The 13,016-nt window shown below is 72.8% G+C and carries 13 protein-coding genes and 1 pseudogene; 9 read left to right on the top strand and 5 right to left on the bottom strand.

From position 1 onward, the window contains the following. Positions 1-96 precede the first annotated feature (96 nt). The 4 genes from moaA (at position 97) to QSK10_RS12485 (ending at position 3,653) form a co-directional block, all read left to right on the top strand. On the top strand, positions 97-1,089 hold the full coding sequence (gene moaA / locus QSK10_RS12470) for a GTP 3',8-cyclase MoaA (protein WP_285662821.1): 993 nt from the start codon (positions 97-99) through the stop codon (positions 1,087-1,089). Beyond that, on the top strand, positions 1,086-1,319 hold the full coding sequence (locus QSK10_RS12475) for a MoaD/ThiS family protein (RefSeq protein WP_285662822.1): 234 nt from the start codon (positions 1,086-1,088) through the stop codon (positions 1,317-1,319). The genes moaA and QSK10_RS12475 overlap by 4 nt, the downstream gene beginning before the upstream one ends. Before the next feature lies 1 nt (position 1,320). Then, positions 1,321-2,049, top strand: a complete 729-nt coding sequence (locus QSK10_RS12480) for a hypothetical protein (RefSeq protein ID WP_285662823.1) — start codon at positions 1,321-1,323, stop codon at positions 2,047-2,049. A 110-nt stretch (positions 2,050-2,159) separates the two neighbouring features. Further along, positions 2,160-3,653, top strand: coding sequence for a hypothetical protein (locus tag QSK10_RS12485; protein ID WP_285662824.1), 1,494 nt, complete (start codon positions 2,160-2,162; stop codon positions 3,651-3,653). Between the two features lie 37 nt (positions 3,654-3,690). Here QSK10_RS12485 and QSK10_RS12490 read toward each other — a convergent pair whose 3' ends face one another. From QSK10_RS12490 to purB, 3 genes are all read right to left on the bottom strand, one after another. After that, the gene (locus QSK10_RS12490; RefSeq protein ID WP_285662825.1) at positions 3,691-4,359 is read right to left on the bottom strand and encodes a hypothetical protein; all 669 of its coding nucleotides are present in this window, start codon (positions 4,357-4,359) and stop codon (positions 3,691-3,693) included. Between the two features lie 82 nt (positions 4,360-4,441). Next, positions 4,442-4,648: a hypothetical protein gene (locus QSK10_RS12495; RefSeq protein WP_285662826.1), complete on the bottom strand. Its 207-nt coding sequence runs from the start codon at positions 4,646-4,648 to the stop codon at positions 4,442-4,444. 295 nt (positions 4,649-4,943) lie between these two features. Further along, positions 4,944-6,362, bottom strand: coding sequence for an adenylosuccinate lyase (gene purB / locus QSK10_RS12500; protein ID WP_285662827.1), 1,419 nt, complete (start codon positions 6,360-6,362; stop codon positions 4,944-4,946). An 83-nt stretch (positions 6,363-6,445) separates the two neighbouring features. Here purB and QSK10_RS12505 point away from each other — a divergent pair, with 83 nt between their 5' ends. After that, positions 6,446-7,342 carry a hypothetical protein gene (locus tag QSK10_RS12505; protein ID WP_285662828.1) on the top strand — a complete coding sequence of 299 codons (897 nt, stop codon included), beginning with the start codon at positions 6,446-6,448 and terminating at the stop codon, positions 7,340-7,342. On the opposite strand, the gene QSK10_RS12510 is transcribed toward QSK10_RS12505, so the two are convergent. Then, positions 7,339-8,142, bottom strand: coding sequence for a universal stress protein (locus tag QSK10_RS12510; RefSeq protein ID WP_285662829.1), 804 nt, complete (start codon positions 8,140-8,142; stop codon positions 7,339-7,341). The two genes, QSK10_RS12505 and QSK10_RS12510, sit on opposite strands and share 4 nt — an antisense overlap. A 162-nt stretch (positions 8,143-8,304) precedes the next feature. Here QSK10_RS12510 and purS point away from each other — a divergent pair, with 162 nt between their 5' ends. The 3 genes and pseudogenes from purS to purL form a co-directional block, all read left to right on the top strand. After that, the gene (purS, locus tag QSK10_RS12515; RefSeq protein WP_285662830.1) at positions 8,305-8,547 is read left to right on the top strand and encodes a phosphoribosylformylglycinamidine synthase subunit PurS; all 243 of its coding nucleotides are present in this window, start codon (positions 8,305-8,307) and stop codon (positions 8,545-8,547) included. Then, positions 8,544-9,236 (top strand): phosphoribosylformylglycinamidine synthase subunit PurQ, encoded by a 693-nt coding sequence (purQ, locus tag QSK10_RS12520; protein WP_285662831.1) that lies wholly within the window; start codon positions 8,544-8,546, stop codon positions 9,234-9,236. Before purS ends, purQ begins: the two co-directional genes overlap by 4 nt. Before the next feature lie 8 nt (positions 9,237-9,244). Next, positions 9,245-11,584 (top strand): annotated as a pseudogene (gene purL / locus QSK10_RS12525) (phosphoribosylformylglycinamidine synthase subunit PurL); the annotation flags it as partial. 49 nt (positions 11,585-11,633) lie between these two features. On the opposite strand, the gene QSK10_RS12530 reads toward purL, so the two are convergent. After that, on the bottom strand, positions 11,634-12,122 hold the full coding sequence (locus QSK10_RS12530; RefSeq protein WP_285662832.1) for a hypothetical protein: 489 nt from the start codon (positions 12,120-12,122) through the stop codon (positions 11,634-11,636). Between the two features lie 78 nt (positions 12,123-12,200). Here QSK10_RS12530 and QSK10_RS12535 point away from each other — a divergent pair, with 78 nt between their 5' ends. Next, positions 12,201-12,977, top strand: a complete 777-nt coding sequence (locus QSK10_RS12535) for an ATP-grasp domain-containing protein (RefSeq protein ID WP_285662833.1) — start codon at positions 12,201-12,203, stop codon at positions 12,975-12,977. Positions 12,978-13,016: the final 39 nt, after the last annotated feature.

Here is a 13,016-nt window from a genome sequence, read left to right on the forward strand (position 1 = left end):
GAGTTGCCGTCCGGGGACAAGACTATGGGCTGCGCCACGCCCTCGTCCCGACCCACACGCCGCGTTCTGTCCGGGGGTGGGGATACCGTCGGAACCATGCTCCCGTTGACCGACCGGTACGGCCGCACCGCCGTGGATCTGCGCGTGTCGCTGACCGACCGCTGCAACCTGCGGTGCACCTACTGCATGCCCGCCGAGGGGCTGGCGTGGCTGCCGCGCACCACGCTGCTCACCGATGACGAGGTCGTGCGGCTGATCGGCGTCGCGGTCGGGCGGCTGGGCGTGCGGGACGTCCGCTTCACCGGCGGCGAACCGCTCCTGCGCCCCGGCCTGGTGGAGATCGTGGCCGCCACCGCCGCGCTCGAACCGCGTCCCCGCATCTCACTGACCACCAACGGCATCGGCCTGACCCGCGTGGCCCCCGCCCTGAAGGACGCCGGGCTCGACCGCGTCAACGTCTCGCTGGACACCCTGCGCCCCGAGCGGTTCCGGGAACTGTCCCTGCGCGACCGGCTCGCCGACACCCTCGACGGGCTGCGCGCCGCCGCCGACGCGGGCCTGACCCCCGTCAAGATCAACACCGTGCTGATGCGCGACGTGAACGACGACGAGGCCGTCGCGCTGCTGGAGTTCGCGCTGGCGCACGGCTACGAACTGCGCTTCATCGAGCAGATGCCCCTCGACGCCCAGCACGGCTGGCGGCGCGACAACATGATCACCGCCGAGGAGATCCTGGCCGCCCTGCGCCTCAAGTTCACCCTCACCGAGGACGACGTCCCCCGCGGCGCCGCCCCCGCCGAGACCTGGCTCGTGGACGGCGGCCCCGCCCGCGTCGGCGTCATCGGCTCGGTCACCCGCCCCTTCTGCGGCGACTGCGACCGCACCCGCCTCACCGCCGACGGGCAGGTCCGCGCCTGCCTGTTCGCCACCACCGAGACCGACCTGCGCGGCGCCCTGCGCGACGGGGCGTCCGACGATGAGCTCGCCTCGCTGTGGGCCGGGGCGATGGCCCGCAAGCTCCCCGGGCACGGCATCGACGACCCGGCGTTCCTCCAGCCGCCCCGCCCCATGTCCGCCATCGGAGGATGACCATGGTGACCGTGCGCTTCTTCGCCGCCGCCCGCGCCGCCGCCGGGACCACCGAGACCTCCCTCGACGCCGCCTCCCTCACCGAGCTGCGCGAGTTCCTCGGCGAGAAGTACGGGCCGGAGCTGACCCGGGTCCTGTCCATCAGCTCCTACCTCGTCGACGGCACCCGCGACGGCGACCTGCGCGACGGCGCGGTCGTCGACGTCCTGCCGCCCTTCGCCGGCGGCTGAGATGGACCTGACGGCCTGGGCCGGCCTGGACGACGCCGCGCGACTGGCCCACACCACGTCGCTGGCCGCGCGCGTCGGCGGGCGGGCTTTGACGCCGTCCACCCTCGAACGGGACGGCGTCGAGTTCGCCTTCGTGCCCGGCGGCCGCGTCCGCCTCGGCTTCGACGCCGAGCGCTGGCAACCGACGCGCGGGCAACTCGACTCCTACGCCCGCTCGGTGGAGTTCGGGCTGCCCGAGAACCCCGCGGAGTACCTGGAGTTCCAGGTCAGCGCCCCTCGCACGGTCGACCTGCCGCCCCTGCTGATGGCGGTGACCTCGGCGCCCCTCTGGCCCGAACCCGACGAGACCGAGGCCGCCCTCGCCGAACGCGGCCTGCGCCCACCGTCCCCCGATGAATGGGAGCACGCCTGCCGCTCCGGGTCCACCACCCTGTTCCGCTGGGGCGACGAGTGCCCCCTGGACCGCCTGCCCGGCAAGGGCTTCGAAGCCGAACCGAACCCCTTCGGGCTGCGCCTGAACTTCGACCCGTACATCCTGGAGGCGTCCACCGACCCCGGCGTGGTCCTCGGCGGCGACGGCGGCACCACCATCTGCGGCGGGCACACCGGGCTGCTGGCGTGGCTGCCGCTGGCGGCGTCGTTCCGGGACCCCGAGCTGGCGGGACTCTTCGCCGGCGAGGAGGAGGGGCTGTACGGGGACCTGGAGGTCCGGGCGGTCATCGAGATCTGACGTCAAGATCACGATTCGGCGTAACGGGCAACTGCGCACCCCGTGGAAAGCGTGTGCCTTGCAGCGCGTCCTGCCCGGGACGCGTGTGTGCCCGCTTTCTTGGAGAACTCTTGAAGCACACCCTTCACCGTCTGGGCGCGGCATGCGCTCTGACGGCTTTCGTCGTGGGCGCGGCCGCGCCCGCTTACGCGGCGGAGCAGCCGCGCCTGGCAGTCGCCGACTGGAACGAGGTCAGCCTCGCGCCCGGTGAGACCGCCGCCGGGGGACCCGGCCTCTACTTCGACGGCGAGGGCTCCGGCACGATCACCGGTCTCGTCATGACCGTCGACATCGGCGCCGCGGCCGGCCTGGCCGAGATCACCACTGACGACTGCGACCGGTCCGGGACCATCCTGACCTGCGCGCTGAACGACGTCCGGTACACCGAGGGCGACTACCCCTCCATCGACCAACCGCACCTGGAGTTCACCGCGCTCACGGGCGTGAACGGTGTGGCGAAGCTGCCGGTGACCATCGCCGCCGACAACGCGACGACCACCGGCGGGACCTTCACCGTCCGGGTCGCCGAGACGGTGGAGTTCGGCTACGAGGAGGTCACCAACCCCGGCGCTCCCGGGCAGACCATCGACGTGAAAATCCCCGTGGCCAACGGCGGCGACACGACGATCTACAACCCGGTTCTCAACATGGAGATCGACGGGGCCGCGCCCGCCGGTCCGCTCCCGGCCAACTGCGTCTCGCATCTTTCCGCCGGGAGCTACCGCGCGTGGCTGACCTGCCGTTTCGACGCGGTCCTGAAGCCCGGCGCATCCTCGACGCTGACCATGCCGTGGACGATTCGCACCGACGTGCTCCGGCAGGTTTACGGCGGCTTCACCTGGGAGGGGAACGACGGAGAGGCCCCGACCGGGAACGGAACGGGCCCCGCCCTCACCATTCCCGGCGCGCCCAAGGCCCCGGCCGAGGTCCCCGTCCAGCACGTGTTCGACGGCGCCTCCTACCCCGGCGACCTCATCACGCTGACCTCGGGCGGCAAGACCGACCTCGTCGCCGTCTCCTCGACGCTCCCGGCGAAGACGGGCGCGGCCACGCTGACCGTGGCCGTCCGCAATGACGGTCCCGGCATGCTCTGGCCCGGTGGCGGCGGTGAGCCCATGACGTACGTGTGGGTGAAGCTGCCCAAGGGCGTCACGGTCACGTCCCTGCCCGATGGCTGCGCCAAGCCGAACCCCGGCGACTTCGGCAAGGACGTCTTCCCCGGCGACTTCCGCTGCGGCAAGACCGTCGACATCGAAGTCGGTGAGTCGATGAGCTTCGAGATCCCCGTGCAGGTCACCGCAGTCGACCTCGCGGCCGAGGGTGCCGTCATCGTCGCCCGGGACTTCGGCGGCGAGCCGCAGAGCCACATCGACTCCAACGCGGGCAACGACAGAACCCCCATCGCCTTCGAGGGCGGCAACGGCGGCGGCCTCGCCCAGACCGGCACCACCGCCGGTCTCGTCGCCGCCGTCGGCGCGGTGGCGCTGCTCGCCGGGTTCGTGGCGTTCCGCGCGTTCCGGCGCCGCGCCAACACGACCGGGTACTACGGCCCGGCCGACGAATAACGCGCAGGCCCCGTCGCACCCGCGGCGGGGCCTCTCGCTAGAACCTCCCCGCGATCCGCTCCACCGCCCCCACCACCCCGTACACCAGGTACTCCACGCCCACCGCCGCGCGGCCGACGCGCTGGGGGTCCAGCGCGGACAGGATCGCCGCGCGGGCCGTGCGCCGCTCGGTGAGCGGCAGGTCGGCGACCACCTCGTCGACGTCGACGCCGGGCGTCCGCAGCCCGCCGTGCAGCTCGATGGTCTCGTCCACGAGATCGCGGGCGCGGGTGGTGAAGCGCGCGCGAGAGGCGACGGCGCCCAGGCCCGCCCACACGCGGCCGATGGGGCCGGGCGCCCAGTCGGGCGGGTCACCGGCGACGTCGGGCAGGTCCAGGGACCACTCCGGCGCCACGATCGACAGGCGGCCGCCGACGTGCGCGAGCGCGGCCGCCGCCCACAAGCGGGGGTCCTCGGGCGCGGGCAGCCGCAGGGGTGTGGCCGTCGACGTCGCCCACGACAGCAGGCGCGCGACGTGCGGGGGGAACTCGTCCCAGCCGAAGGCGATCCAGTCGGCGAGCCCCGGCTCGCCCGCCTCGCGCAGGATGTCGAGGGCGGGCGGCAGTTCCCGGGGGAGGCCGGTCATGGCGACCCCGGCGTTCACGATGGCCGCCTCGGGGTACCCGGCGAGCCCGGCGGCGTGGAGGAGTGAGGTGGCGGTGCGCATGTCCTCAGTCTGCGAAGGACGCGCGTCTTTGTCGTCGTACCGGGGGAGTGTCCCGTCCCTACCTCACGGGGAGTAGGACCGGCTAGCTCCCCTGCGGGAGGGCGCCGATGTCGCGGGCCCAGGCGGCCAGTTCGGCGTCGGACACGCCGGTGCCGCGCAGGCGGCGGCGCAGCTCGTCTTCGATCGCGGACGGATCACCGCCCCGCTGGGCGTCGGCGACGTCGGCGATGATCTGGCGGCGTCGGCGCTGGACGTGCGCGGAGAAGACCTGGAGATCGGCGTTGTTCACCCTGATCCCCTTCCTGTCATGGCGTCCGGCCGCGACTTGGGGGCGTGGGCCGCACTCCGGGGAAGCCCGGGTGGGCGGCGCCGGATCGGGAAGGGACGGCGACGCGCCGGGCTGAGGCTGGGCTGGCGGCGGTTCAGGCGGTGCCCGCCGGTACACCGGTCGACCCCGGCGACGGAAGATCGTCGAGCCGTCGAGACCAGTCGGCCGCGTTCGCGGTGGGGACGCGCAGCCATGGCCTGATTACACGCTACTCCCGGCGGGCCCCGATGGACCGGTCCCGCCGGGAATGGCACGCCTAGAGAATCGCCCCCGGCACGTACCCGGCCGCCTCCGGGTGCTTCGCGACGACGTCGGCGACGCGCGCGGCGACCGACGCGACCTGCGCACCGGCCGCGCCGGTGAACTCCAGGGGCGCCGACAGCAGCCCGTCCAGCTCCTCGCGGGACATGCCCAGCCGCTCGTCCAGCGCGAGCCGGTCGAACATGTCGTTGACCGAGGTGCCCTGCTCGCGCATCGCCAGCGCGGCGGCCACCGCGTGCTCCTTGATGACCTCGTGGGCCTGCTCGCGGCCCACGCCCTTGCGGACGGCGGCCAGCAGGATCTTCGTGGTCGCCAGGAACGGGAAGTATCGCTCGATCTCGCGCTCCACGACCGCGGGGAACGCCCCGAACTCGCCGAGCACGGTGAGGAAGGTGAGGAACAGCCCGTCGGCGGCGAAGAACGCGTCGGGCAGCGCGACCCGGCGCACCACCGAGCACGACACGTCGCCCTCGTTCCACTGGTCCCCGGCGAGCTCGCCGACCATGGACGCGTAGCCGCGCAGCACGACGGCGAGGCCGTTGACGCGCTCGGTGGAGCGGGTGTTCATCTTGTGCGGCATCGCCGAGGAGCCGACCTGGCCTGGCTTGAAGCCCTCGGTGGCCAGTTCCGCGCCGGCCATGAGCCGGATGGTCAGCGACATCGAGGACGGCGCGGCCGCGGCCTGCACGAGCGCGGAGACCACGTCGAAGTCGAGGGACCGCGGGTAGACCTGGCCGACGGAGTCGAAGACCCGGTTGAAGCCGAGGTGGGCGGCCACGCGCCGCTCCAGCTCGCCGAGCTTGACGGCGTCCCCGCCGAGGAGGTCGAGCTGGTCGGCGGAGGTCCCCACCGGGCCCTTGATGCCGCGCAGCGGGTAGCGGTCGAGCAGGTCGGAGATGCGCTCGTAGGCGATCAGCAGCTCCTCGGCGGCCGTCGCGAAGCGCTTCCCGAGCGTGGTCGCCTGGGCGGGCACATTGTGCGAGCGCCCGACCATCGCCAGCTCGGTGTACTCCACGGCCCGGGACGCCAGCCGCGCCAGCGTCGCCACCACGCGGTCCCGGATCAGCGCGAGCGAGTCGCGCACCTGGAGCTGCTCGACGTTCTCGGTGAGGTCGCGGGAGGTCATGCCCTTGTGGATGTGCTCGTGCCCGGCGAGGGCGGAGAACTCCTCGATGCGCGCCTTCACGTCGTGGCGGGTGACGCGCTCCCGCTCGGCGATGGAGTCGAGATCGACGGTGTCGAGGACCTTCTCATAGGCGGCGACGACCCCCTCGGGCACCGCGACGCCCAGGTCGGCCTGGGCCTTGAGGACGGCGAGCCACAACCGGCGCTCGGCGCGGATCTTCGCGGCCGGGTCCCACAGGGCGGTCAACTCGGGGGAGGCGTATCGGCTGGCGAGAACGTCGGGAATCACATGGGCATTTTGGCATTGCGCGCGGGCGCCGCCGGTGGCGACGCGTGCGGGAGTGACGTACCCGATCGCTAGGGTCGGCGGACATGACGGACACTCCCACCCGGCTCGCCCTCGCCGGGCGTCTCCTCGGCGACTGCGCCGTCCTCCTCGCCGAGGGCCTCGTGCCCGGGGAGGTCGTCCCCATGCTGGACGAGGCCCGCGCCCACTACGACGCCGTCGGGGAGGACGCCGGGCACGCCGCGACCCTCGCCGTGGGCCGCTCCACCGTGGCGGCCCTCGCGCTGCGCGAGGCGATCGAGTCGTCCCAGGAGGTCGACGGAGGCTGGGACCACGATGACGAGGCCCTGCCCCTCGGCGGGCTCGACGACTGCGACGAGGACGGGGTCACCCGCCCGTTCGCCGAGGAGGCCGTGCGCGCCGCGCGGGCCGCCTTCGGCGCCGATCCGGCCGATCCGCTGGTGCCGCTCCAGCTGGGGAACGCGCTGACCTGGCTGGGCGACGGGGACGGGGCGGTGGCGGCGCTGCGCGAGGCGCTGCGCCGCGACCCGTCCGACGGTCTGGCCGCCACCTGCCTGCGGGAGTTCGGGGCGGAGGCCCCGCGGGGTGAGGCCCGCGCGCGTGCGGGGGTTTTCGCGCTGCTGCTGGACGAGCGGCGGGCGTCCAATGGCGAGTGGAGCCCCGACCGGCGGGTGTTCGGCGACCTGGCCGCCGCGCGCCGGGCCGCCGAGGAGACGGTGAGCCTGTACGACTCGGGTGCCCTGGAGCGCGACGAGCTGGACTCGTTCCTGACGCTGCTCCTGGAGACGCACCGGCCGGGGGAGCCGGTGACCTCCATGGACGTGGTGGCGGCCGTCCCTCCGCTGCCGGCGCTCGGGCCGTTCGTGGTGGCCTGGCCCGGCGTGGCCGCGTGGACGCCGGAGGAGGCGCTGCCGGTGGGCCGGATCGTGCGCCTGGGCGGGTCCACCTGGTTCCCCGGCTAGGCGCGCACCACCATCACCGGGCAGGACGCGTGCGTGACCGCCGCCTGCGACACCGATCCCAGCAGCAGCCCCTTGAACCCGCCGCGCCCGCGCGAGCCGACGACCAGCAGGGACGCCCCCGCCGAGCACTCCACCAGCGCCTGCGCGGCCCGTCCCGAAGCGTGCCGCGCCTCGACTGGTACGTCCGGGTAGCGGCCCGCGTAGCCGCCGAGGGACTCGGCGAGCAGGTGCCGGTCGTAGTTGGAGACGTCCCCGTCATCGGCGTGCACCGCCAGCACGCCCACGCCCGAGGCGGCGGCCATGTCGAACGCGAGCCCGACGGCCTCCTCGGCCGGTTCCGAGCCGTCCACGCCGACGACGACCGGGCCGCCGGGCGTCCCGCCGGAGCGCACGATCACCACCGGCGCCTCGGCGTGGCTCGCCAGCTGGGTGCCCACCGAGCCGAGCAGGAGGCCGCCGAAGCCGCCGAGTCCGCGGGAGCCGAGGACCAGAAGCGCACACGCCCGGGACTCGGCGACCAGGACGGCGCCCGCCGATCCGGTGACGATTTCGGTGTCGCTCGTCACACCGGGTGCGGAGGCGGTGGCGTGCGCGGCGGCGTCCCGCAGCCACTGCTCGGCCTGGTCGCGCATGCCCGACACGCCGACGGGCGTCCGCATGAGGGGCCATATGTAGGCGTGCACGATCCGTAGTCGCCGATCGTGTGAAACCGCCGCGCGAGCGGCGAATTCGACCGCTTCGAGCGCGTCGCCCGATCCGTCGATCCCGACGGTGACCGGCCCCGAACGTGTCAGCGTCATGCCCGCGATCCCCCCTCGTCAAGCCCCGGACCTCACACTATGTCTCAGGTGACATTCACCGAACGCGGTTCCACGGACGGGGGTCTGCACGTGGACGATCAACTCGGGCCGCATATTCTCTTGGGCGGGGCCCATCAAACCTTTACCGACAGGAGCACTTCCGTGGCGCGCGTCCTCGTCGACGTCATGCTCAAGCCGGAGATCCTCGACCCGCAGGGTGAGGCGGTGGCCAACGCGCTGCCGCGCCTCGGCGTCAACGGCATCACCTCAGTGCGCATCGGCAAGCGCATCGAACTCGACTTCGAGGGCGAGGCGGACCTGGAGCAGGCCCGCGCCGTCGCCGACGCTCTACTGGCCAACCCGGTCATCGAGACCTTCACACTGCGAGTGGACGAAGGATCGTGACGGCCCGCATCGGAGTCGTGACCTTCCCCGGCTCCCTCGACGACCGGGACGCGCAGCGCGCGGTCCGGCTCGCCGGGGCGACGCCGGTGCCCCTGTGGCACGGGGAGACGGCCCTGCGGGGCGTCGACGCGGTGATCCTGCCGGGTGGCTTCTCCTACGGCGACTACCTGCGCGGTGGCGCCATCGCCCGGTTCGCGCCGGTCATGGAGACGCTGATCGACGCCGCCAAGGGCGGGCTGCCCGTCCTGGGCATCTGCAACGGCTTCCAGATCCTGTGCGAATCGCACCTGCTGCCGGGCGTGCTGACCCGGAACGCGCACATGCGCTTCCGCCGCCGCTCGCAGCGCCTGCGCGTGGAGAACAGCGCGACGGCGTTCACCTCGCACTTCGACCCAGGCCAGGAGATCGTCATCCCCGTCAAGAACGGTGAGGGACGGTACGTGGCCGACGAGCACACGCTCGACGAGCTCGAAGGCGAAGGCCGCGTCGTGTTCCGCTACCTGGACGGCAACCCGTCCGGCGCCCTGCGCGACATCGCGGGCGTGACCAACGCCGCCGGGAACGTCGTCGGCCTCATGCCGCACCCCGAGCACGCCGTCGAGGCGCTCACCGGGGCGTCCCTGGACGGCCTCGGCATGTTCACCTCCGTGATCGCCCATCTCGGACAGACCGCAGCCGCGGGGAGTTGACCAACACCATGACCGGCAAGCACGAAGCGGCCGACGTCGAGCAGGTTGACCAGGAGCTGAACCTGGACACCGTCGAGATCGCCGCGAAGACGCCCGACGAGGTCCAGCCCTACGCCGAGCTGGGACTGCGCGACGACGAGTACGCCAAGATCCGCGAGATCCTCGGGCGCCGCCCGACCGGCTCCGAGCTGGCGATGTACTCGATCATGTGGTCGGAGCACTGCTCGTACAAGTCGAGCAAGGTGCACCTGCGTAAATTCGGTGAGAAGAACCCGACGAACACGCGGATGCTGGCCGGGATCGGCGAGAACGCCGGCGTCGTCGCCATCACCGACGAGCTCGCGGTGACCTTCAAGGTCGAAAGCCACAACCACCCGAGCTACATCGAGCCCCACCAGGGCGCGGCGACCGGCGTGGGCGGCATCGTCCGCGACATCCTCGCGATGGGCGCCCGCCCGATCGCGGTGATGGACACCCTGCGCTTCGGCGACGCCGAGCACCCCGACACCAAGCGCGTCCTGCCGGGCGTGGTCTCCGGGATCTCCTTCTACGGCAACTGCCTGGGCCTGCCCAACATCGGCGGCGAGGTCGTCTTCGACGCCTCCTACCAGGGCAACCCGCTGGTGAACGCGCTGAGCGTGGGCGTCCTGCCCGCCTCGCGCCTCCAGAACAAGGCCGCCTCGGGCGTCGGCAACGTCGTCGTCCTGCTCGGCCAGAAGACCGGCAAGGACGGCATCGGCGGCGTGTCGGTGCTGGCCTCGGCGACCTTCGAGGACGACGCCACCGACAACCGCCCGTCGGTGCAGGTCGGCGACCCGTTCGTGGAGAAGCTGCTCATCGAGTCCTGCCTGGAGATGTACGACGCCGGTCTCGTCGTCGGCATCCAGGACCTCGGCGGCGCCGGACTGACGTGCGCGCTGTCGGAGACGGCCGCCGCGGCCGAGCTCGGCATGTACGTCGACCTGGAGCGCGTGCCGCTGCGGGACGCGACAATGGAGCCGCACGAGGTCCTCGCCTCGGAGTCGCAGGAGCGCATGCTCCTCATCGTCAACCCGTCGAAGGTCGAGGACGTCCTGGCCGTCGCCGAGAAGTGGGGCGTCCTCGCCACCGCCATCGGCACGGTCACCGCCGCGTCTCCTGAGGGAGGCGGCGGGCGCCTGATCATCAACTGGCACGGCCAGACCGTGGTGGACTGCCCGCCCGGTTCCCTCGCCGACGACGGCCCGGTCTACCACCGGCCGATCAAGGAACCCAATGACCGGGCCCTGATCGCCGCCGACCGCGCCGAGACGCTGCCGCGCCCGTCCACCGACGCCGAGCTGCGCGAGACGGTCCTGAAGATGGCCGCCACGCCCAACCTCGCCGACAAGACCTGGATCACCGAGCAGTACGACGACATGGTCGGCGGCAACACCGCGCTGTCCATGCCCGACGACGCCGGTGTCCTGCGCCTGGACGGCACCGGCGCCGTGGACCCGAACATCGGGCCCCTCGGCATCGCGCTGTCCACCGACGGCAACGGCCGCTTCGCCCGCCTCGACCCCTACACCGGGGCGCAGCTGGCGATCGCCGAGGCCTACCGCAACGTCGCCGTCACCGGCGCCACGCCGATCGCGGCCTCCGACTGCCTGAACTTCGGTTCGCCGGAGGACCCGCACGTCATGTGGCAGTTCGCGCAGGCCGTCGAGGGCCTCGCCGACGCGTGCGCGCAGCTGGGCGTCCCGATCACCGGCGGCAACGTCTCGTTCTACAACCAGACGGGCATGACCGCGATCCACCCCACGCCGGTCGTGGCGGTCCTCGGCGTGCTGGACGACGTCCGCCGCCGCGTGCCGATGGGCTTCGCCAACGACGGCGACGTGATCATCCTGCTCGGTGAGACCTTCGCCGAACTCTCCGGTTCGGAGTGGGCCTGGTCCCAGCACGGTCACCTCGGCGGCATCCCGCCGGCGGTCGACCTGGCCGGCGAGATGGCCCTGGCGGCCGTCATGAAGCGCGCCGCCGAGGTCGAGCACGTCTCGGCCGCGCACGACCTGTCCGACGGCGGACTCGCCCAGGCGCTCGTCGAATCCGTGCTCAAGCACGGCGTCGGCGCCCGCGTGAAGCTGCCCGACCACGCCGACCCGTTCGTGTGGCTGTTCGCCGAGTCGACCGCGCGCGCGGTGGTCTGCCTGCCGCGCGGGCACGAGGTCGCCTTCGGCGCCCTGTGCGACGAGCACGGCGTGCCGTGGACCCCGCTCGGCATCGTGGACTCCACAGTCGGCGGACTGGAGATCGTGGACCACTTCCAGATCCCGACCGGCGAGCTGCGGGAGGCGTCCGAGGGGACGCTGCCGCGCCTCTTCGGCTAGCTCGTAGGAAAAGGGCCTCCCCCGTGGGAGGCCCTTTTCCATGCGCTCACCCCGCCAGCGCCGCCACCATCGTCACCGTCCGCGCCTCGCGCCCGACGAAGACCACCTCGCAGAAACCACCGTCGTCGCCCCACTCATGCTCGGCGTCCACCCCCAGCTTCGGCAGCAGGTACACCTCGTCGGCATCCCGCAGGGCCTGGTAGATCCCGCCGCGCATCCGGCCCTCCAGGTACTTCGGGAGCTCCTTGTACTGGTTCGCCCAGCCCCGCAGGTTCGCCTCGGCGACCTCGGCGTCCACCGCCCGGTAGGAATCCGGCCGGATCCGCTCCCGCACATAGGGCCCGTGCAGGCCCGGGTCGTCGCCCATGCCGCTGCCGAAGTCGTCGCCGTAGACCTCGTGCGCGATGAGCGCCGCCAGCAGGCCCTCCCCACCGGGCTCGCCCTCGAAGGCGAACCGGTGGACGTCGACCCGCTGGAAGGGCGCGAAGTCGAACTCGATGAAGAAGTGGTGGACGTGTTCCAGGACTCCCGTCATGGCGCCCGACGCTACGCCCCGGCCCGCGCCGTCCGAATTCCGGCGCGCCCACCCGGCCTGCACCGCTAACCTCCCGCCATGTTCCTGCTCTGCCGCGACCCCCTCGGTCCCCGCGTCGACCCCCACTTCGCGCCCACCGCCGCCGCCCTGCGCGACCTGGGCGTCCCCTACGCCCTCATCGACCACGACGCCCTGTGCGCCGGTGACGCCGAGGCCGCCGTCCGCCGCGTCCCCGAGGGCACGGCCTGGTACCGCGGCTGGATGGTCACCGTCGCCCAGTACCGCGCGCTCGCCGAAGCGCTCGCCGCGCGCGGCTGCGTCCTGAACACCACGCCGGACGCCTACGCCACCGCCCACGAACTGCCCGGCTGGTACGCCACCTTCGCCGAGCTCACACCCACCACGCGCTTCAACCTCGACGTGCCCGAGGGCCGCTACATCGTCAAGGACCACGTGAAGTCCCGCAAACACGAACCCGAGGCCTTCTTCGCCGCCCGCCGCGCCGAACTGCCCGCCGTGGCCGCCACGTTCCTGGCCCGCCAGGGCGAGGACCTCGCGGGCGGCCTCGTCGTCCGCGACTTCGAGGACCTCACCGGGCCCGAGACACGCGTCTGGTGGCTGGACGGGCGTCCCATCGCCGTCACCGCACACCCCGACACGCCCGGCTCGCACGCCCGGCCGCCGCTGGACGCCGTGGCGTCCGCCGTCGCCGCCCTCCCCGCGCGCTTCGTCACCACCGACCTCGCCCGCCGCGCCGACGGCGAATGGCGCGTCATCGAGGTCGGCGACGGGCAGGTGAGCGACTTCCCGTCCGGCACCGGCATCCGGGACCTGCTGGCCGCGCTGGCCGGCTGAGGACCGATCGAGGACGGACCTTGGGACGCCCCGCCTAGC

Source organism: Actinorhabdospora filicis, assembly GCF_030269765.1.
Classification (GTDB): domain Bacteria; phylum Actinomycetota; class Actinomycetes; order Mycobacteriales; family Micromonosporaceae; genus Actinorhabdospora; species Actinorhabdospora filicis.

Bases quoted from the DNA above. Each gene is read 5' to 3' on its own strand.
- QSK10_RS12490 (WP_285662825.1), bottom strand. From the start codon at position 4,359: ATGCGCACCGCCACCTCACTCCTCCACGCCGCCGGGCTCGCCGGGTAC.
- QSK10_RS12475 (WP_285662822.1), top strand. From the start codon at position 1,086: ATGACCATGGTGACCGTGCGCTTCTTCGCCGCCGCCCGCGCCGCCGCC.
- QSK10_RS12535 (WP_285662833.1), top strand. From the start codon at position 12,201: ATGTTCCTGCTCTGCCGCGACCCCCTCGGTCCCCGCGTCGACCCCCAC.
- QSK10_RS12510 (WP_285662829.1), bottom strand. From the start codon at position 8,142: ATGACGCTGACACGTTCGGGGCCGGTCACCGTCGGGATCGACGGATCG.
- QSK10_RS12480 (WP_285662823.1), top strand. From the start codon at position 1,321: ATGGACCTGACGGCCTGGGCCGGCCTGGACGACGCCGCGCGACTGGCC.
- moaA (WP_285662821.1), top strand. From the start codon at position 97: ATGCTCCCGTTGACCGACCGGTACGGCCGCACCGCCGTGGATCTGCGC.
- QSK10_RS12530 (WP_285662832.1), bottom strand. From the start codon at position 12,122: ATGACGGGAGTCCTGGAACACGTCCACCACTTCTTCATCGAGTTCGAC.
- QSK10_RS12505 (WP_285662828.1), top strand. From the start codon at position 6,446: ATGACGGACACTCCCACCCGGCTCGCCCTCGCCGGGCGTCTCCTCGGC.